The 18,588-nt window shown below is 71.7% G+C and carries 14 protein-coding genes and 2 tRNA genes; 6 read left to right on the top strand and 10 right to left on the bottom strand.

The window, feature by feature from the left end:
- Nucleotides 1-95 precede the first annotated feature (95 nt).
- The 4 genes from ACZ7G1_RS21105 to ACZ7G1_RS21090 form a co-directional block, all read right to left on the bottom strand.
- Nucleotides 96-872 (bottom strand): alpha/beta fold hydrolase, encoded by a 777-nt coding sequence (locus ACZ7G1_RS21105; RefSeq protein WP_470872843.1) that lies wholly within the window; start codon nt 870-872, stop codon nt 96-98.
- A gap of 113 nt (nt 873-985) precedes the next feature.
- A complete protein-coding gene (locus ACZ7G1_RS21100) occupies nt 986-1,594 on the bottom strand; it encodes a response regulator transcription factor (protein WP_470872845.1) in 609 nt (202 codons plus the stop codon).
- Nucleotides 1,595-1,665: 71 nt separating this feature from the next.
- The gene (locus ACZ7G1_RS21095; RefSeq protein WP_470872847.1) at nt 1,666-3,639 is read right to left on the bottom strand and encodes a sensor histidine kinase; all 1,974 of its coding nucleotides are present in this window, start codon (nt 3,637-3,639) and stop codon (nt 1,666-1,668) included.
- Between the two features lie 213 nt (nt 3,640-3,852).
- Complete coding sequence (locus tag ACZ7G1_RS21090; RefSeq protein ID WP_470872848.1) at nt 3,853-6,057, bottom strand: TOMM precursor leader peptide-binding protein; 2,205 nt, start codon at nt 6,055-6,057, stop codon at nt 3,853-3,855.
- Nucleotides 6,058-6,398: 341 nt separating this feature from the next.
- On the opposite strand from ACZ7G1_RS21090, the gene ACZ7G1_RS21085 reads away from it, so the two are divergent.
- Nucleotides 6,399-7,283 (top strand): AfsR/SARP family transcriptional regulator, encoded by an 885-nt coding sequence (locus ACZ7G1_RS21085; protein WP_470872850.1) that lies wholly within the window; start codon nt 6,399-6,401, stop codon nt 7,281-7,283.
- A 93-nt stretch (nt 7,284-7,376) separates the two neighbouring features.
- On the opposite strand, the gene ACZ7G1_RS21080 is transcribed toward ACZ7G1_RS21085, so the two are convergent.
- Together ACZ7G1_RS21080 and ACZ7G1_RS21075 are read right to left on the bottom strand one after the other, a co-directional pair.
- Nucleotides 7,377-8,888 carry a long-chain-fatty-acid--CoA ligase gene (locus ACZ7G1_RS21080; RefSeq protein WP_470872852.1) on the bottom strand — a complete coding sequence of 504 codons (1,512 nt, stop codon included), beginning with the start codon at nt 8,886-8,888 and terminating at the stop codon, nt 7,377-7,379.
- A gap of 107 nt (nt 8,889-8,995) precedes the next feature.
- Complete coding sequence (locus tag ACZ7G1_RS21075; protein WP_470872854.1) at nt 8,996-9,667, bottom strand: DUF4097 family beta strand repeat-containing protein; 672 nt, start codon at nt 9,665-9,667, stop codon at nt 8,996-8,998.
- A gap of 315 nt (nt 9,668-9,982) precedes the next feature.
- On the opposite strand from ACZ7G1_RS21075, the gene ACZ7G1_RS21070 reads away from it, so the two are divergent.
- Complete coding sequence (locus ACZ7G1_RS21070; RefSeq protein WP_470872855.1) at nt 9,983-10,825, top strand: hypothetical protein; 843 nt, start codon at nt 9,983-9,985, stop codon at nt 10,823-10,825.
- Between the two features lie 471 nt (nt 10,826-11,296).
- Here ACZ7G1_RS21070 and ACZ7G1_RS21065 read toward each other — a convergent pair.
- The 3 genes from ACZ7G1_RS21065 to ACZ7G1_RS21055 form a co-directional block, all read right to left on the bottom strand.
- Nucleotides 11,297-11,367: transfer RNA gene (locus tag ACZ7G1_RS21065), tRNA-OTHER, on the bottom strand.
- Nucleotides 11,368-12,335: 968 nt separating this feature from the next.
- Nucleotides 12,336-12,758 (bottom strand): STAS domain-containing protein, encoded by a 423-nt coding sequence (locus ACZ7G1_RS21060; protein ID WP_470872857.1) that lies wholly within the window; start codon nt 12,756-12,758, stop codon nt 12,336-12,338.
- A gap of 392 nt (nt 12,759-13,150) precedes the next feature.
- Nucleotides 13,151-13,315, bottom strand: a complete 165-nt coding sequence (locus tag ACZ7G1_RS21055) for a hypothetical protein (protein WP_317595295.1) — start codon at nt 13,313-13,315, stop codon at nt 13,151-13,153.
- Between the two features lie 383 nt (nt 13,316-13,698).
- On the opposite strand from ACZ7G1_RS21055, the gene ACZ7G1_RS21050 reads away from it, so the two are divergent.
- From ACZ7G1_RS21050 to ACZ7G1_RS21040, 3 genes are all read left to right on the top strand, one after another.
- Nucleotides 13,699-14,661: a DUF1206 domain-containing protein gene (locus ACZ7G1_RS21050; RefSeq protein WP_470872859.1), complete on the top strand. Its 963-nt coding sequence runs from the start codon at nt 13,699-13,701 to the stop codon at nt 14,659-14,661.
- A gap of 49 nt (nt 14,662-14,710) precedes the next feature.
- Nucleotides 14,711-15,493: a ribonuclease BN gene (locus ACZ7G1_RS21045; RefSeq protein WP_470872860.1), complete on the top strand. Its 783-nt coding sequence runs from the start codon at nt 14,711-14,713 to the stop codon at nt 15,491-15,493.
- A 242-nt stretch (nt 15,494-15,735) separates the two neighbouring features.
- Nucleotides 15,736-16,149 (top strand): hypothetical protein, encoded by a 414-nt coding sequence (locus tag ACZ7G1_RS21040; RefSeq protein ID WP_470872862.1) that lies wholly within the window; start codon nt 15,736-15,738, stop codon nt 16,147-16,149.
- 445 nt (nt 16,150-16,594) lie between these two features.
- Here ACZ7G1_RS21040 and ACZ7G1_RS21035 read toward each other — a convergent pair.
- Nucleotides 16,595-16,667, bottom strand: a tRNA-Arg gene (locus tag ACZ7G1_RS21035).
- 301 nt (nt 16,668-16,968) lie between these two features.
- On the opposite strand from ACZ7G1_RS21035, the gene ACZ7G1_RS21030 reads away from it, so the two are divergent.
- Nucleotides 16,969-18,588, top strand: coding sequence for a dynamin family protein (locus tag ACZ7G1_RS21030; RefSeq protein WP_470873351.1), 1,620 nt, complete (start codon nt 16,969-16,971; stop codon nt 18,586-18,588).

The raw sequence follows: 18,588 nt of genomic DNA, 5'->3' as shown, positions 1-18,588 counted from the left end.
CGGCGGCGGGAGCCCCCGGAGCAGGGCGTGCGTCCTGTCCGGCGGATCACGGCGGCGGGCGCCGCGCCCTGCCCGACCCTGATCCGCCGGAGGCCTTAGGCGGTGGCGAACTCGGCGAGGGTCCGGCCGAGCACGTCCATGTCGATCCGGTGCCAGGAGCCGGGCAGTTCGAGGCCACGGCCGTTGGGCAGGGCGGCCGCCGTCGCCTGCGCCGCCGCCTTCAGCCAGGCGCTGGTGCTGTCGCTGTTGAGGACGAGGGTCTCGGTCCCGTACGTGGCGAGCCGGTCGGCCGGGACCTCGCAGTCGCCGCAGATCAGCGTGTCGTACGCGAGGGTGTGGGCGTTCGCCTCGTTCATCGCCCAGATCGGGCCCTTGCGCCACTCGGCGATGGTGTCGGGGGTGAAGCCGAGGAAGCCGCCGAGGAAGTGCTCGACCGCCTCGTGGCGCCGGTCCTCGGTGAGCAGGACCCGGAGCGTCTTCGCGAAGTTCCAGACGGGCTTGGGGAAGCCCTCGGTCCGGAAGAACGGCTCGTGGAGGGCGAGCTTGGTGATGGGGGCGCCGGCGAGCGCCGCCTCGATCGCGAGGTTCGCGCCGGAGGACCCGGCGAAGACCACGGCCTCGCCGCCGGCCTCCTGGATCACCGCCTCCAGGTCCTCTATCTCCCGCTCGACGGCGTACTCGGGCGCGTCGCCGCTCTGGCCGCGCCCGCGGCGGTCGTAGACGTACGTCGTGCAGTGCGGCGCCAGTTCGGGCACCAGGGCGTCGAAGATCGTGTGGTCGCGGAACGACCCGTTGAGAAGCACGATGGGCGGGCCTTCGCCCGCCTTCTCGTAGGCGATCGTCGTGCCGTCCCGGGAAACGACCTTGCGCATCTCGCACTCCTCATGCCGACCGGAGGTGCTCTCACCTCGCCGTATGTCGGCATCTTCGAGCGCGTCGCTGGATCACCGGTCGAGGACCGGTCGCGGGTGGCGGCCCGCCTCCCTCAGGACAGCCAGCCGGCCTCGGTGGCGATGCGGACGGCGTCGAGCCGGTTGCGTGCGTTCAGCTTCATCACCGTCGTCGTCAGATAGTTGCGCACCGTGCCGATCGACAGATGGAGCTTCGCGGCGATCTCACTGGGCTCGTCGCCCTGGGCCGCCATGCCCAGGACCTCGGTCTCGCGCTCGGACAGTGGGTTCTCGCCGATGTCCCATGCGCTCATGGCGATCTGCGGGTTGATCACCCGGCGGCCCGCGAAGACCTCACGGACCGCCTGCGCGAGCCCTTCGGCCGGGGAGTCCTTGAGCAGGAACCCCGAGACGCGCGCGGCCATCGCCCGGCGCAGCAGACCCGGCCGCCCGAGGCCGGTCATGATCAGCGTCCGGCACTCCGGCAGCAGTTCGTGCAGCTTCTCCGCAGCCGTGAGACCGTCCATGTTCGGCAGGTCGACGTCCATGACGGCCACGTCCGGCCGGCACTCCAGCGCGGTGGGGACGATCAGGTCGCCCCGGTCCACCACGCCGACGACCTCCAGGTCGGGCTCCAGTTCGAGCAGCGCGACCAGCGCTCCTCGCACCATGTGCATGTCCTCGGCAAGGAGAATTCTGATCACCCGATTCTCCACTTATCCCCCTTTTACCTTCCTTGAAGGTATGTAATGCCCCTTAAAATACCCGCGATCCGTCAGACAGCGGCTCCTGAGCGCATGAGCGCGGACGACGGGTCGTCCGGCGTCGGCTCCCCGCGGTAGCCGCGCGCCACGAGGCGTACGTCCGCGAGCGCCTGGCGCGAGATGTCGAGCACCGCCGTCAGTTCGTCCTGCGCGGGCCCCGGCGAGCGCGGCAGCATCCGGTGGATGAGCGCGCACTTCATCGTCACCTCGGAGAGGCTCGACCCGAGCACCTGGTGCAGCTCGCGCTCCACGATCAGCCGCTCGCGCCCCACGGCCATCCGCACCAGCGCCCCCCTGGCCTCGTGGAGTTCGGTGACCAGACGGTAGAGCGCGGTGAAGGCGTAGACGGCCAGGCCGGCCATGAGCGAGGAGTCGGTCTCGTAGACGATGTCGTAGAGCGAGTCACCGACCGCGACGGCCACCGGCACGACGACCGCGACCGAGGCCCCGAAGAGCACCCAGCGCAGCCGGCCGCTCAGGGTGAAGAGGAACGATCCGGCAAGGAACCCGGCCATCGATCCCCACGGCCCGTCGAGCCAGAGCAGCGGGGCGTACGTGCCCGCGGCCAGCAGGCCGAGACCGATCGCCCGCGCGTATCCGGGACCGGCGTGCGCGGGCCGCAGCGACATCAGCACCTGCACGGTCACCACCACGGCCAGGCAGCCGAGGAAGGCGAGGACGGCGGCGCCCGACGTGGTGGTCGCCGCCACGTTGATCACGGTGATCAGCGTGTACCCGGCCAGTACGGCGAGCAGCATCGCCCGCGCCATCCGCGGCGCCCACGGCCGGGCGGCCTTCCGCTGCTCCTCGGGCTCGGGTTCCGCGCGCCGCTCCTCGGCGGACGGGACGGCCGGTGTCCGGGCGACGACCTCGAAGCAGCCGTCCTCCGCCGGGCCGCCGCTGAGGTCGCCGCCGATGCCCCGCAGCCGCGTCGTCAGGTTGCCGAGCCCGCTGCCGCCCTCGGGGAGCGTGTCGCAACTGGTCTCGCCGACCCCGTCGTTGCGGATGCGCAGGGAGATCGTGTCGCCCTCGCGGGTCGCGGTGATCGCGCAGTGCTGCGCCTTGCTGTGGCGCAGGGCGTTGGTGACGGCCTCGCGCAGCACGATGGCCAGCACGGTGTCCACCTCGCGGGCCAGCGGGCCGCAGGCGAGGTCGGCCTCGGCCTCGATCTGCGCGGCGGCGAGCACCGACAGCGCGGACTCGGTCTCGTCGGCCAGCGACATGTCCCGGTAGCCGGTGGCGACGACCCGCACGTCGGCGAGGGCCTCGCCGGCGATGCCGAGCACCTCGGCGACCTCGGACCTGGCCCGGTCGGGCGCCGAGGGCAGCAGCCGGTAGCCGAGCTCGCTCTTCAGGGCGATCGCCGAGAGGCTGTAGCCGAGCAGGTCGTGCAGGTCGTGGGCGACCCTGAGCCGTTCCTGGATGACGGCCATGCCGGCCAACTCGCGGCGGGTGTCGCGGAGTTCCGCGACCAGGTCGGAGAGGGAGCTGACCCCGTAGATGATCAGGCTGGCGAGCAGCGTGGCGCCGAGTCCGTAGGCGGCCATGCCGGGTCCCGCGATCAGGACGACCGCGGCGACGATGGCGGCGATGACGGAGCCGTACAGCGGCCAGCGGATCCGGCCGGGGACGGCGAGCAGGACCGAGCCGGCGAGCAGTCCGCCCATCGCGCCCCAGGGCATCCCGAGCCAGACGAGCGGGAGGAAGGTGACCAGGGCCTGCGCGGAGAGGGTCAGCGCCCGGCGGCCGGCCGGCCAGTCGCGCGGCCGGCGGGTGGAGTGCGCGTACTGCAGGGCGAGGACGGCCGCCATGCTGACGGTGAGTAACGCGAGCCGGGCGGGTCCGGGGTTCTCGTCGCGGACCGCGAGCACGGTGACGACCGTGTGGCCGGCGAGCGTGCCGAGCGTGACCTGGAGCGCCATGCGTGATGCCTGCACCCCACACGCGTCGTGCGGATCGTCCTCGCCCTGGGGTGCGTCGAGCATCAGCGCGCGCCTCCTAGTCCGACCAGCGGTGGACGAGAGCACAGGCGACCGCCCGAGTACCCCCCTGAATACCGCCGGTGATCATACCTGGGAAGGAACGGCTTGTCATGATCACAATATGCACTTTTCCGACTTCTTCGACGGGGCCCGACCGCCACCAGCGGCGATGCCCCCGGCCTCCTTTCGCGGGTTCTCCGGATGTCTGAGGGTGTTTCAGAGGAACAGCGGGACCGGGTTCAGATCCTCGTACGCCGTAGGGGAGTTGAGCCTTCCGAGCCGCACCGGCACGTCGAACAGCCGGCCCGGCGCGAACCTCGCCCAGAAGTGCCGCAAGCCCGGCACCACCACCTTCACCACCGGCAGCCCCAGGTCGGGCCGCGTCTGGTCGAGCACGAGCACCTCCAGACCGTGCTCGCGCGCCAGCGAGCAGAGGTGCTCCAGGTCGTCCCGCAGGTCCGCGCGCGGCACATGCGCGTAGTCCGCCGGCGTCCGCGCCGGAAGCTCCGGATCCGGTACGAGATAGGGCTGATCGGCCACGGTCGCCCCGCGCAGCCAGTCGAGCAGATGCGGCGGCATCCCCTTCGAGGGGCCGTTCGCCACCGCGGGCAGCAGCTGGCCCAGCTCCGTCACGGCCCGGCACAGCGCGACCGCCGGATCGAGGTGCGCGCCGAAGCCCAGCATGATCTCCTCGGCGGGACCGTCGACCCGCCGCGACACCGCGGCCATCACCGGAATGCCCAGGTCAGCGGTGAGGTCGAGCACCCAGAGCGTCCGCCCCAACTCGCTGAATCGTTCCGGCAACGCCGAGATCCACGCGTCCCCGAACGACTCCAGATCCACCCCCGCGTGCCGCGTCCGGTTGTACCACCACAGCGCCACCGCGTCCCGCTCCACCAGCTCCAGAAAACCCTGGAGAATCGCGTCCTCCAGCGTCCCGCCCGCCGCGTTCCCGTTCGAGTCCGACACGATCGAACCGACCCCGTCGGCATCGAAGTACAACTGGCTCGTCGGCAGCAGCCGGTGCCGCCCCTCGGTGAGCGACCACACCGGCGTCCACTCGATCTCGGCGTCCTCGTCGAACCGCTCCGGCACGTACTGGAACGGGATCCCCGGCGCGTTCCACCGCTCCCGCTCCCGGTACTGCCGCTCGTCGAACAGCATGCACGCACCCGGATGCACCGCGTCCGGCGCCAGCTCCCGGTAACTCCCCAGCACCGTCGCCTCGTCACGGAACCGCGACGCGCTGTACCGCTCCACCGCCTCGCACAGACCGCTCACCCGCGCGTCCAGATCCGTACGCCCCTTGCCACCGCTCTGCATCCGCAGCCCCGCACGGAACGACGGCAGATCCCGCCCCGCGAACGCCAGGTTCGGCCCCGCCTGATAGCAGTGCAGGAACGAAGGACTCCGCGGATCCCGCACCACCCGGTCCACGATCCCCGTCAGCGGATCCGCCAGCCGCCCGAACCGCTCCCACATCTGCTCCGCCGACAGCGCCCGGTGACCGTTGCCCCCGGCCACGCCCTTCGGCCGCGACACCGGCCGCACCGGCCGCCGCGCCAGATCCGCCACCAGACCCGGATCACCACAGTCCGCGCACTGCGGCCTCCGGTCCACCGGATGATGACCGGCACTCAGCGTCAGCGTGTCCAGCGACCACACCGCGTCCTGGCTCTCGTCCCGCATCCCCGCCAGCCACTTCGCCGCCTGCAGGGCCGCCGTCTGCAGCCCCAGCTCACGCGTCGCCGCCAGCGAGGCCTCCGGCACCCGCACCGGGCCGTCGAGCCCCAGCGCCCGCCGCACCTGCGACTCGCCGCGCCGGTGGGAGCGGAGCCGTACCGCGAGACAGGACCAGCAGGGCCCGTCACCCGGCCGGAACACCGGACCGATGCAGAGCTGCGCCCCGTAGGGCTTGGCCGGCAGCCACGGCCGGCCGTCCGCGATCCGGGCGGCGTTGAAAACGGCCAGCTCCGGGTCGAGGTAGTCATCGCACACCACCAGCGCGAAGGGCGCGTCAGGCCCGCACGTCAGGCCCGCGGCCCGGCAGGCCCGCTCGGCCGCCTCGGCGTCGGCGCCGCCGATCGCGACCACCGTCACCTCGGCCTGCACCGGCTCGCCCACTCCGGCCAGGTCCCAGAACGCCCCGGCCGCCTCGTCCTGCGGCCGGTCGGCGTGGAAACCGACGAGACCCGCGGAGGCGAGCCGCCCGAGCATGCCGTCCAGCTGCTCGGCCGGGATGTCCACGGCCGCCCGCAGCTCCGGAAGCGTCAGCGAGCCGTCGAGCAGCGGGGCCATCTTCTGGATCGCGGCGCCCGAGAGCGCCGTCGTGCCCCGCGGGGAGACGAGGTAGACCGCCTCGCCCGGGACGATCTCGGCCCTGAAGTGGCGCCGGAAACCTATCCGTTCGTCCGCCTGCACCGGCGTACCGCTCTATCGCGCCGCGTCGGCGACAGGCGTGGAGTAACACCAGGGGGTCGGGTTCTCCCCGTCCGAGGGGGAACCGTCGAGGTTCTCGATGATCAGGTCGTCGAAGCCGGGAGTGGTCTGCATGACGTCGCCTCTCTCTTCCGCCTGCCGCAGCCGGTTCGTCGCTGCGGTGCCCCGAAGTCAACAGCGACCCGGCGAGCGTCGCCATGCACCGATTCATGTTCCCCATGTGAATTCTTCACATGGGAGAGATGTGCAGCTCAGTGGGCAACTCAAGGCGCTCTGGGCATGCTGGAGAGCAGATCGATAGGTGCGATGCCTGGAGGAACGCAATGTCCGAAGGTCCTACAAGGTTCGACCCCGTCAACGCCGGTCAGCAGCCCGGGCCGCTGAGCATCGGACTGCTCGGCTCGCTGTCCCTGCATCTCGACCGCACCCCGGTGACGGCGAGCGCTCCCAAGCAGCGGCAGGTACTGGCACTCCTCGCCCTGAACGCCGGCCGGGTCGTGACCGTACCGGCGCTCATCGAGGAACTCTGGGGCGACCGCCCCCCGCGCAGCCACGCCACCACCCTGCAGACGTACGTGCTCCAGCTGCGCAACGCGCTGGCGGCCGCCGACTCCGACCGCCCCGGCGTGCGCCAGATACTCGGCACCTGCCACAGCGGGTACCTCCTGGAGGAAGGCGCCTGTACGACCGACGTCGAGGTCTTCGAGCGGCACGTCCGCGCCGGCCGCCACGCCTCAGAGGCCGGCGACCACCGCCGCGCCTCCGAAGAACTGCGCCAGGCCCTGCAATTGTGGCGCGGCCCCGCCCTCGTCGACGTCCGCAAGGGCAGCGTCCTGGAGATCGAGGCGGTGTCCCTGGAGGAGAGCCGGCTCGGCGCCCTGGAACGCCGCATCGAGTCCGACCTCGCCCTCGGCCGCCACGCCGACCTGCTCGGCGAGCTGACCCGGGTCGTCGCCCGGAACCCGATGAACGAGAACCTCTGCGCCTACCTGATGATCGCCCTCTACCGCGCGGGCCGCGTCGGGCGCTCCCTTGAGGCCTTCCACCGCCTGCGCTCCGTGCTCAACCACGAGCTCGGCGTCGAGCCCTGCCCCCGCCTCCAGGGCCTCCAGACGGCCATCCTCTCCGGCGACCCCAGCCTGGACGTCTGGTCCATCTCCTGGTCCCCCGAGGAGTTCGCCGCCAACCGGCTCGCCCGCGCCTCGTGACCCGACGGCCCGCGCGACGCCCGCACCACCCGCCGCCGGGGAGCCGTGCCGAGGACACACGGCTCCTGGCGGGCGGGCGGCGGCCCGGGCCGGCTACTCCGCGGCTTCCTCGATCGTGATCTCGCGCTTCAGGATCTTGCCCGTCGGCCCCTTGGGCAGCCCCGGCACCAGCCGGACGATCCGCGGGTACTTGTACGGAGCCACCCGGGCCTTCACGAAGGAGCGCAGCTCCTCCGCCGTGACCTCGGCCCCCGGCTTCAGGGTGACGACCGCGGCGACCTCCTCGCCGTGCACCTCGTGCGGGACGCCCACCACGGCGGCCTCGGCCACGGCCGGGTGCTCGTAGAAGACCTCCTCGATCTCACGCGGGTAGACGTTGTAGCCGCCGCGGATCACCAGGTCCTTCTTGCGGTCCACGATGAAGTAGAAACCGTCCTCGTCGCGCCGGGCGAGATCCCCGGTGCGGAACCACCCGTCGGTGAACGCGGCCGCGTCCGCCTCCGGACGGTTCCAGTAACCGGCCATCACGTTCGGCCCCTTCACGGCGATCTCGCCGACCTCGCCCTCCGCGACCTCCTTGCCCTCCTCGTCGACGAGCCGGACCGACACCCCCTCGATCGGGGTGCCGATCGAACCCGGCCGGCGGGGTCCGTCGAGCGAGCCGAAGGTCACCACGGGAGAGGTCTCCGACAGGCCGTACCCCTCGACCACGGGACAGCCGAACGCCGTCTCGAAGCGGTACAGCACCTCCACCGGCATCGCGGAACCCCCGGTCACGCAGAGCCGCAGCCCGTCCTCGTCGTCCCCGATCCCGGTCGACCCGGCCGCCTCGGCGGCGGCGAGCAGCCCCAGGAACATCGTGGGGACCCCCTCCATCACCGTGACCCGGTCCCGGGAGAGGATCTCCAGCGCCTTCGCGGCGTCGAAGCGCGGCAGCAGCGTGATCGCCGCGCCGGTCAGCACCGCCGCGTTCAGCCCGCAGGTCTGCCCGAACACGTGGAAGAACGGCAGACCGCCGAAGACCGTGTCCGCATCCGTCATCCCGAGCACCCGCGCCACCGTCGCCGTGTTGGAGCCCAGATTGCCGTGAGTGAGCCTCGCCCCCTTGGGCCGGCCCGTCGTGCCGGACGTGTACAGCAGCACCGCGAGATCGTCCTCGCCCCGCTCCACCACCCGGGCGAGCGGCTCGGCCTCCGCCAGTACGGCCCCGAACCCCGGGTCCGTCACATCCACGCAGCCGATCCCCAGCTCCGCGGCGGCGACCCCCGCCTCGGCCATCGCGGCGCCCCAGGCCAGGATCAGCTTCGCCCCGCAGTCGCCCGCGCCGTAGCCGATCTCCCCGGACTTCAGCAGCGGGTTCATCGGCACCGCCACCGCGCCCGCCCGCAGCACCCCGTAGTAGGCCACCGCGAAGTGCGGGATGTTCGGCAGCAGGATCGCCACCCGGTCACCCGGCCCCACCCCCTGCCCCGCCAGCCACCCGGCGACCAGCGCGCTGCGCCGGTCGAGCGCCCGGTAGTCCAGCGTCAGCTCGTCCAGCCGGATCGCCGTTCCGTCCGGTCGCTCCGCCGCGGTACGAGCCAGATTCAGGGCCAGATTGGTCACCGTCGACCTCTTTCCGATGGTTCGGGCTTTACTCCCGGCCAGGCTATCCACCGCCCCCGCCGCCCGGCCCCCGGCCCACCGCCCCGCCCCGCGGCCCCGCGTGGAGCTCAGAGGCTGCGGGCGGTGATGTCGCCGTACGACGTCCCGGCGTGGATGTGCAGACCGGCGTCCGGGCCCTCGGTGTTGCTCAGCGTGTTGGTGATACGGCCGAAGGCGGTCCCGGCGTCCAGCGTGGCGGAGGTCCCGCGCGCCGCGCCGACGTGCACCGAGCCGGCCTCGGTCCGCAGGGTGACGGTGCCCCGGGTGGCCTCGACGACGTTCACATCGCCCTTCTGCGTGCGCAGCTCCGCGCCGCCGCCCAGCCGGCCGACCGTGATGTCACCGGACTGCAGGACGATCCGCCCGCCCGCGATCTCGTCCAGCCTCACCGCGCCCAGCGCGCCCTCGAACACGACGTCCCCCAGCCGCCCCGTGCCGCGCAGCTCCCCTGCGGCCGTCCTCGCCTCGACCCGCGAGCCGGCCGGCAGCTGGACGGTGACCTCGACGATCCCGGAGTTCCCCAGCACCCGGCTCCTCGCCGCCGGCGTCGCGATCCGCAGCACCCCGTCCGCGTACCCGACCTCGACCTCCTCCGCCGCCTTCACGTCCCGCCCCTTCGACGCGTCGGCCGGCACCACCTCGACGGTGGCCTCCGCCTTCTCCCCGGCGACGAACCGCACATTCCCCGCGGCGATGTCCACGACGGCGGTGACCTCGGCTGCGGTGGCGAACTTCTGCATCGTCCTTCTCCTTCTTCAGCGGCGGGCCCTCGTCGACCCGCTCTTTCCAACAAGAGAAAAGCTACGTTGCGTTCGCCCCCCTGGCAACGCCATTCTCCCCTCAAGTAGCAATAATCCCAGGTCAGATAAGAGATTTCATTGCAACGGCCTCACGGGTAACGCAACGTCAGCCCCTCCCCCCATTGCAATGAACTGAAGGTGAACGCTCCGGCGCAGGTGACCGGCGGCCGCCCGGCTCGTTGCCCGGTCGTCAACGAACACAGAACGAACGCGGAACGAACGCGGAACGCGGAACGAGGACAGTGGAGGCACGAGGTGGGCGCACAACCGACGAGCGCGACGAAGGACCTGGTCCTGAGCGAGCCCGAGGACGTACGAAGGGCAGCCGAGGCGCTGGCCGAAGGAGCCGCCGTGGCCCACGGCTTCGGCAACTTCTACGCCCTGACCTCACGCCCCGACCGTGAGGTCGTCGAGCGCGTGAACCGGATGAAGGGCCGCCCGCCCGGCCAGGTCTCCAGCGTCACCACCATCCCCGAGCGCGTCGGCTCCGTCTTCGACTGGACCCGCCTCCCACCCGAACTCCCGCGCCGCCAGATCGAGGACCTCGTCGACGAACTGCTCCACCTCGGCCCCTTCGGCCTCCGCGGCCCCGCCGCCGCCCACATCCCGCCCCACCTCAAAGCCACCCACCAGGGCGTCGACACCGTCCAGCTCATCGTCCCCGGCCACTCCTGCCCCTCCAACGCCTTCCTCGCCGAAGCGCTCGCCCGCACCGGCACCGGCTTCCTCGCCATCACCTCCGCCAACCGCTCCCACCACCTCACCGGCACCCCCCACGAACCCGCCCACTGGCGCGCCGAAGGCGTCATCGCCGACTTCGGCCACGAACCCGACGTCCGCGTCCTCGCCCACGCCGACGAACCCGCCGCCCGCCGCCGCCACCCCCACCACGCCACCACCTCCACCACCCTCCTCTCCTTCCACCACACCCCCGGCGCCCTCCGCCCCGGCATGCCCGCCCTCACCCTCGAACGCCACGGCTCCCTCTCCGCCGACCACACCCGCTCCCTAGCCGCCAACCACGGCTTCACCCTCCACCACCCCCCCACCACCCACCCCCGCCTCCCCTCCCGCCTCTACTTGCCGCATCCGTCTTAGGGACGACTTGAGGGGCGGGGCCGCCGGCGGGGGCCCGCGGGCCGGAGGGCGCCGCCCGGGGGCCGGCGGGAGTCCTCCGGCCGGGGGGCACCGGCGGTAGGCCTCCGGCCGGAACCGACAGGACCGTTGCACTGTCTGGCGGAGCGGCGAATCGGTTCGTCCGGCATGGAAGGGTGAAGCGCGGGGAGTGGTCGTCCCCACGGCGCAGGCCGCACCCACCGCGAAGGCGGCCGCCGACTGCCGCTACTACTACACCAGCTACTTCACCGGCCCCAACGGCGAGAAGAAGGGCAGCGGCTAGTACGCCGAAGGCGACCACGACCCCGAGGGCCGCATCTGCCGCAACGGCTGGTGGGTGTCCCCGTACGAGCTCGACGACCCGAGCGCCCTCACCCGCTGACCGAACACCGACGAGGGGGGCCACTCCGCGCGGCCCCCCTCCTCGCGCCCAGCAAAGGACCCCTCACTGTGCGCCCCCGGCAGGACTCGAACCTGCGGCCGACAGCCGGGCGCCGCCGAAGACTTCGGGCGTCCCCAGGGGCGGCTGGACTGTCGGCGGCTCCGGATAGCGTGCGGCACATGGGAGCCAAGGCGGCGCTACTGGCGTACACGGACGGAGACACCGCCTCGATCCTGAAGGCGGCGGCGGCCGGCGAGCCGACAGCCGAGGACACGGCGGCGCTGATCGCCCGGGTCTTCCCGCGCTGTCGCGCGGAGCCGACGGAGGGTGAGGTCCTGGGAGAAGCGACGTACCCGCCGGACGGCCTCACGCGTCTACGACCTCCGGCACACCTGACTGACGACCTGGCTCAACCACGGCATCCCGCCCGCCCAGGTCGCCGAATGGGCCGGCAACAGCGTCCCCGTCCTGCTCTCCAGTGAATCCCCCTCGGACTCCCAGGGTGCAGGGGCGCACTGGCTGAATGTGGGCCCGATCCCGTTCGAGGCCGATCGCGCCTCCGCGTGATCGTGGTCCCTCGGCCGTGCCGTTGACGCTGCGGTGGCCCGGCCGGGGTTCGTAGCACGGCTGGGCGGCTCGCCTCGACACCGGCCGCGCTGAGCGCGTCACAGACGCCGCCCACTGCGTCCAAACGCGCCGATCACCACGCCGTGAGGCTCTCGCCGACCGGGGACGGGCGCAGCCGCACGTCCGGTTCGTTCTTGGGAGAGCGCGAGGCGCTCTCATGGGGACGCGCCGCAGCGGGGGAGGGGGCTGGACGGTGCTGGGTCCGGCAGGTGTGCGACGACACGACCCCGATCAGCGCTACGAGTAGGGCTCAGGCGGAGGGGCAGGTGCTGGGGCCCGCGGGCTGACGAGGGCCCCAGCATCTTCCTTCCCTTGGCTATGCCGTGGACCACAGGAGCGGGGGAGCCAGGCGGCAGCGGATCACGGTCCTACGAGGTGTGGGCCGGGGAAGTCGGTCACCACGGCGGTGGCGCGGTGCGCGCGGTTCCCAGTGTGCGAGGAGGACCGCTGCGAACATCGGGGCACAGGTCAGGAGTATGAACGTCATGACGTGCCCGCCACCGACAGCGAGCCGGCCAGGGTCGGCTGCCGGCCTGCCGTGGCCGCCGCGATCAGGAGGCGCTGAACGGCCCGGGAGCGGTTCGCGAGCCTGAGGCGTCGTCCGTGCCGGGGCCACCAGCCGACGGCGGCGAGGAAGCCGGAGTCGCAGAAGGTGACCCGAGAGGTGTCCAGGACGAGGCCGGTGTAGCCGTCGTCGGCTGCCGACGCCAGGAGCGCTCGCAGGGGGGCCGCGCTGAAGCGGTCGATCTCCCCGGCGAGATGGACGACCAGGGTGGTGCCGAGGGTGGTGCAGGAGTCGATGACTATGACCCCGGGCGCGGTGTCCGCGCCCGAGTCATGCACGACAGGAGGGGCGGAGGGGGCGAGGGCGGCGGCCAGTATCGGGGCGGTGCTTGAGGTACTCACATCCTCATCAACGCCTCCCGCCCGCTGCCGGGAAACGAGCCATGCGGCCCTTTCACCCCATGTGACCAGCGCCGATCCCCGGCAAGAGGGAAAGATTCCACCCGGACGAGGCAGTCAGGTACCTGCGGGCGACCGCGGCCCCAGGCCGCGATTCTCTTCGCGCTGATCGCGCTGATCGCGCTGATCGCGCTGATCGCGCTGATCGGCCTGATCCCCGCCGCGCTTCTGGGTACCCCGTCATCCCCGGTGCCTGGAGAGGACCCAAGACCCGGCACTCGATTCGGCACCCTCCTGGCTCCTCCAGCACGGTGACGCTGGCGACTGTAAGGCGTTCGGCCTGTCCCTCTCCGGCGTGTGCGGCGCGTGGTGTATGTGGGGTGGTGACGAGTGGGTCAGTGGGCCGGGCGGCGTCGGGCCACGGAGCGCACGCCGAGGTAGAGCACGTCGGCGATGAGGAGCAGCACGCCGGCGGAGAGCAGGTACATGGTGCCGTCGACGGTCGCGCCGACGACGATCAGTGCGATCGCGGCGATCAGCAGGAGGTAGAAGAGGGTCATGGCGTGATGCCTCGGTTCGCGGATGTGCGTGTCGGAGGTGCGGCACGACGGATGCGACGGCTGCGGTGCACGCGCTGCCATCGTCGGAGGGGTGTGAAGGCGGGCTGGTTCCCGCGCTGGGTCAGGGGCGGCTACCAGTAGTGCCGGCGTCCGCCGACCTGGTGTCCGACGGATCCCAGGATTCCAGATCCCTGTTTCCAGGGTAGGCCCGGCCCTCGGGTGATGACTTCCGGGACAGGACAGCCCTACCGTGGAGAGAACAGACGGAAAAATCGCGCCCTGGGGCCGAAGGACCACGGTGACCAGGCCAGGGGCGGTACTAGGCAGGTGTGGGCGTAGGCCAGGACACCGTCGAACACTGACCACCGCGTCCGCCCCGCCCCATGGGTGTGCTGTTCGGTTTGATCCGGCACGTGGAGGTGCCAGATATGGCCATCAGGAAGGGCGACAGTGCCGCCCAGCCCAAGTCCCAGGGTCTGCGCCTGGCTGACAGCCGTGCCGTGGAGGTCGCGTCCAGGGTTGGGCTCTGTGCTCGGGGAGTGATCTACGTTCTGGTGGGGGTTCTGGCCGTGCGGATCGGCTTGGGCAGCGACAGTGGCCAGGAGGCGGACCGGTCCGGCGCGGTGGGGACCCTCGGTGAGCAGCCGTTCGGCCGGGTGCTGCTGTGGGCGCTGGTGGTGGGGCTGGCGGCGATGGCGCTCTGGCGGCTGTCGGAGGCCGTGTTCGGGCAGACGGGGGAAGGCGGGGACAAGTGGACCCGTCGCCTGGGTTCCTTGGGGTTGGCGGTGTTCTACGCCGTGATCTGTATCGGTGTGGTGCAGACGGCGCTGGCCGGCGGTTCTTCCGGGGGCCGCCCTGGCGACGAGACGTCGAAGGAGTACACCGCGAGGGTGCTGAACTGGCCCGGTGGGCGAGTGATCGTCGGCGCGTTCGGAGCCGTTCTGGTGATCGTGGGCGTGGTGATCCTGGTGCGCGGCCTGATGCGGAAGTTCGAGAAGAATCTCCGGACGGACGAGATGAGCCCGACGACGCGGCGGGTCGTCGCGGTGCTGGGCACCGTCGGCGGAGTGGCGTGCGGTGTGCTCGCGGCGGTCGCCGGCCTGTTCGTCCTGCTGGCCGCGGTGCGGTTCGACCCCAGCGAGGCAAAGGGCCTGGACGAGACGCTGCGTTCGTTCGCCGAAACCCCCGCCGGGCCCGTACTCCTGATCGCCGCCGCGGTGGGCCTCGTACTGTTCGGCCTCTACTCGTTCTGCGAGGCCCGCTGGCGCAAAGCCGCTGAACACGGGGATCCGGCGGAACAGCCGACCGGGGCTTCAACCTCGGGGCCACGCCCCAGTGAGCCCTAAAAAGACGAACCCGTCCGCCGCCGCGGGCCGCTCGTCTCCGTTCGGGCGGTTGGGGCGCGCGATCCGCCGTGCGCGGGCCGGGCGCCTGTGGGTTCAGGTCGGCGAGTTCGAGCCGTGGCAGCGTTCGCTGGGGTTCGCGGCGCTCGGCTTCCTGACATTGGTGCCCCTGCTGATCGTCGTTTCCGCGGCGGATCCGGCGAGCGGGCGAGGGTTCGCGCAGTGGCTGGGGGACGGGCTCGGCGTATCAGCCGCCGCCAGGGAGGACATCGAGCGGCTGTTCGCTCTGCCGGGCCAGACGTTGCGAACCACGACGGCGTTCGGCCTCGCGGTGCTCGCCGTGTTCGGCGTGTCGTTCGGCGCGGTGGTGCAGAGCGGCTACGAGAAGGTGTGGGATCTGCCCCCGGCCCGCTGGTGGGCCAGGTGGCGCCAGGTGGTGTGGCTCGCCGTCCTCATCGGAGTCCTCTTCCTGTCCGCGAGCACACCGCTGTGGCGCGCGGCCCCGGCCCGCGGCCTGGTGACGGTGTTGGCCGGCGGCCTGTTCTTCTGGTGGTCCCAGCGGATGCTGCTCGGCGGCCGAGTCCGCTGGGCTGCCCTGCTGCCTGGGGCGGTGACCACTATGGCCGGGCTCCTCGGCCTCCGAGTCTTCTCCCGGCTCGTCTTCTCACCGCTGATCGCATCCAGCGCCGTCACCTACGGCCCGATCGGAACCGTCCTGGTCATCCAGTCCTGGCTGGTCGGGGTCGGCGTCGTCGTCTTCGGGGGTGCCCTGGCAGGCCGGCTTCTCCACGAGGAGCTCCCCCGCGTGGCGCACGCCCTGAAACGGCGAAGATGAGTGTGGAGCCGCAGGCGAACGGACACCGCTGCCGTGCGCGTCGGCGCTCGCGGCCGATCCTCGGCGGGGCCCGCCCGGATGCACTCGACGCCATTCGGACGGACGCTGTCCTCATGTCGAATCAGGTGCCGCCGCCCGGCCGGGGCCGGCCGCCGCCGAGTGCGGAGGGTGGGCCTCCTCCCCGCTAGGGCGACCCGGGAAAGATCATCGGTCTCTCGTGTCTGGGTGTGATCGTTCTGGTTGTGGTGCTGATCGTCGCTGTCGCGCTCGTCGGCAGAGACGAGGATGGCGATCCGGAACGTAAGTCTCCGACGAGCCCGGTCACGCAGTCCACGGCGAGGGAGACGTCGGCCTCGGAGCAGCCGCAGGAGGAGAGCGGTCCGAGGGGGGATGCGAAGATCACGGCGTGTGAGGTGGATTCGGTTACGAAGTGGCCCAGCGCGGAGTTGCTGATCACCAACCGCTCCAGTAAGGCCAGCAACTACATCGTGCAGGTCGAGTTCGTCGACGCGTCCAACAGGCGGCTGAGCGAGGGCTATGCGACGACGGACGGCCTCGCGCCTGGCCGGCAGTCGAGGGTGACGGCCCAGGGTCTGGACCAGATCACAGCGAAGATCACATGCCGGATCATGGACGTCAGCCGGTTCGCGTCCTGACGGTTCTCCGGCGCCGTGAACACCGCGTCGGGAGGCCTGCCCGTTCTGGCCCTCGCGGGCGAACTCGCAGCCGCCGCGGGGATTCCTGCCGCCGCTCTGCGAGGGCGGATGTGGATGATCGCCCGCGACACCCTTCTCTCCGTGAGCCCCAAACGAGCTCTGCGGCGTCGAGCGGATGCGCGCCGCCTGTCCGTTGGAGCTGAGTGACCTCTCGGCGGCCGGGCAGATCTCAGCCCGGTCGCCCACCAGCGCGTTGGGCGTGGTTGCGGGCGGCACCAAAACTTCGGGAAGTCTTCGGGAAAACCAGCCGCCGGAGGCCGTCCCTGACCGGTTTCAGCCGGACGGATCCGGCCACATGGGGGCCTCTCTCCGGCAGCCTCATCTCCGACCGGAGGCCGCCCCTGACCAGCAAAAAGACCCTCCCGAAGGAGGGTCGATCGCGGAGCGCCCCCGGCAGGACTCGAACCTGCGGCCAAGTGCTTAGAAGGCACCTGCTCTATCCACTGAGCTACGGGGGCCGGGGGGTGGCTGGGGGGCCAGGGGTCCCGGTGGGTGGGGTGGGGCTTGCCGGGACAAGGATAGGGCTCTGGTGGCCTTGGCCCGGTTGCTTCACCTGCGTGGCACGATGTGGAGGTTCGGTGAAGCGGAACGATAATCGCAGGCAGGTGCGATTCGCGCAGCGCTTTTGACGCCGTGCGGGGCGGGTGTTGTGCACTCGTTATGCCTGGGGTTCCGGTCGTCAGCCCTCTGTTCGGCGCGCAGGGCCGTAATAGGCTTCAAAAACACTCATAAATTGGGCATTCTTCGCATGTGGTGACCTTGGACGAACGGCCTCAGCTGATCGACGCACTCTCCGCCCTGCGCGACCGTGTCGCCGCCGTGCGTCTTCCCCTCCCGCTTCCGGACACACCGCGCGCCCGGCAGACGAGGGCGGAGCTGCTCGCCCAGCTCGACGACTATCTGGTGCCGAGACTGAAGGATCCCGACGCGCCGCTGCTGGCGGTGGTGGGGGGTTCGACGGGGGCGGGGAAGTCGACGTTGGTCAACTCCCTTGTCGGGCGGCGGGTCAGTGAGGCGGGGGTGCTGAGGCCGACGACGAGGACGCCGGTGCTCGTGTGTCACCCCGAGGACCACCACTGGTTCGCGGGGATGAGGGTGCTGCCGCAGCTCACCCGCGTATGGCTGCCGCAGAGCGACGAGGACCACCCGGCGGAGGAGAACGCGCCGGAGGAGAACGCGCTGCGGGTCGAGACGGCCGCCGCGCTGCCCCGGGGGCTCGCGCTGCTGGACGCGCCCGACATCGACTCGCTGGTCGTCGAGAACAGGCTGCTCGCCGCCGAGTTGATCTGCGCCGCCGACATCTGGGTGATGGTCACGACGGCTTCGCGGTACGCGGATGCCGTGCCCTGGCATCTGCTGCGTACCGCCAAGGAGTACGACGCCACGCTCGTCACCGTCCTCGACCGGGTCCCGCACCAGGTCATCGGCGAGGTCTCGCGGCAGTACGAGGCGCTGCTGGACAAGGCGGGGCTCGGCGACGTGCCGCGTTTCACCATTCCGGAGCTGCCGGAGTCGGCGGGCGGCGGCAGCGGGCTGCTGCCCGACAGTGCCGTCGCGGCGCTGCGCGGGTGGCTGGCCCACCGGGCCGAGGATCCGGCGGCCCGGCAGCAGGCCGCGGACCGGACGGCGACCGGAGTGATCGACTCGCTGGACACCCGGCTGCCCGAACTGGCCGGCGCGGTGGCCGCGCAGTACGCCGCCGCCGTCCGCCTGGGCGCCGTCGTCGAGAGCGCGTACGGGGAGCAGGGCAAGCGGGTGCGCAAGGAGCTGGGCCGGGGCGCCGTCCTCGCCGGCGACGCCCGCACCCGCTGGCGCGGCTATCCCCGGGACAGCACCGCCGAGGAGCTCCTGGACGCGCTCGCCGAGTCCCTCGCGGCCCTGCTGCACTGCGCGGTCTCGGCGGCGGAGGAGCGGGTACGGGACACCTGGCGCCGTGAACCCGCCTCGGAGGCGCTCGGTCCGCTGAGGTCAGGCGGCGACCGGGAGGCGGGGGAGCGGATCGGCGTGGAGGTACGGCGCTGGCGCCGCGTACTGGAGGAGCTGGCCGAGGAGGAGGTACGGGACGTGGAGCGGCCCTCCGGGTCGCGCGCGGCCCGGACCGCGGCGCCCGAGGCCGACACCGTCGCCGCGCTCCTCGCCGCCTCGCTCCTCGGCGGCCGGCGCACCCGGCCCGCCGGCGAACGCCTCGCCGAACTCCTCGGTGCCCAGGCCGCCCTGCGGCTGCGCGACAAGGGCGGCGAACTGGTCCTCTCGTACGTCGACCGCGTCCTGCACGCCGAGCGCGACCGGCGCCTCGCGCCCCTCGAATCGCTCGACGTGACCCCCGAGCCGCAGGCGGAGCTGATCGCCGCGCTCTCCGTACTGCAGAAGGAGAAGTGA

The organism is Streptomyces sp. NPDC037273, from assembly GCF_055603625.1.
This window is presented reverse-complemented; position numbering and strand designations above follow the sequence as displayed.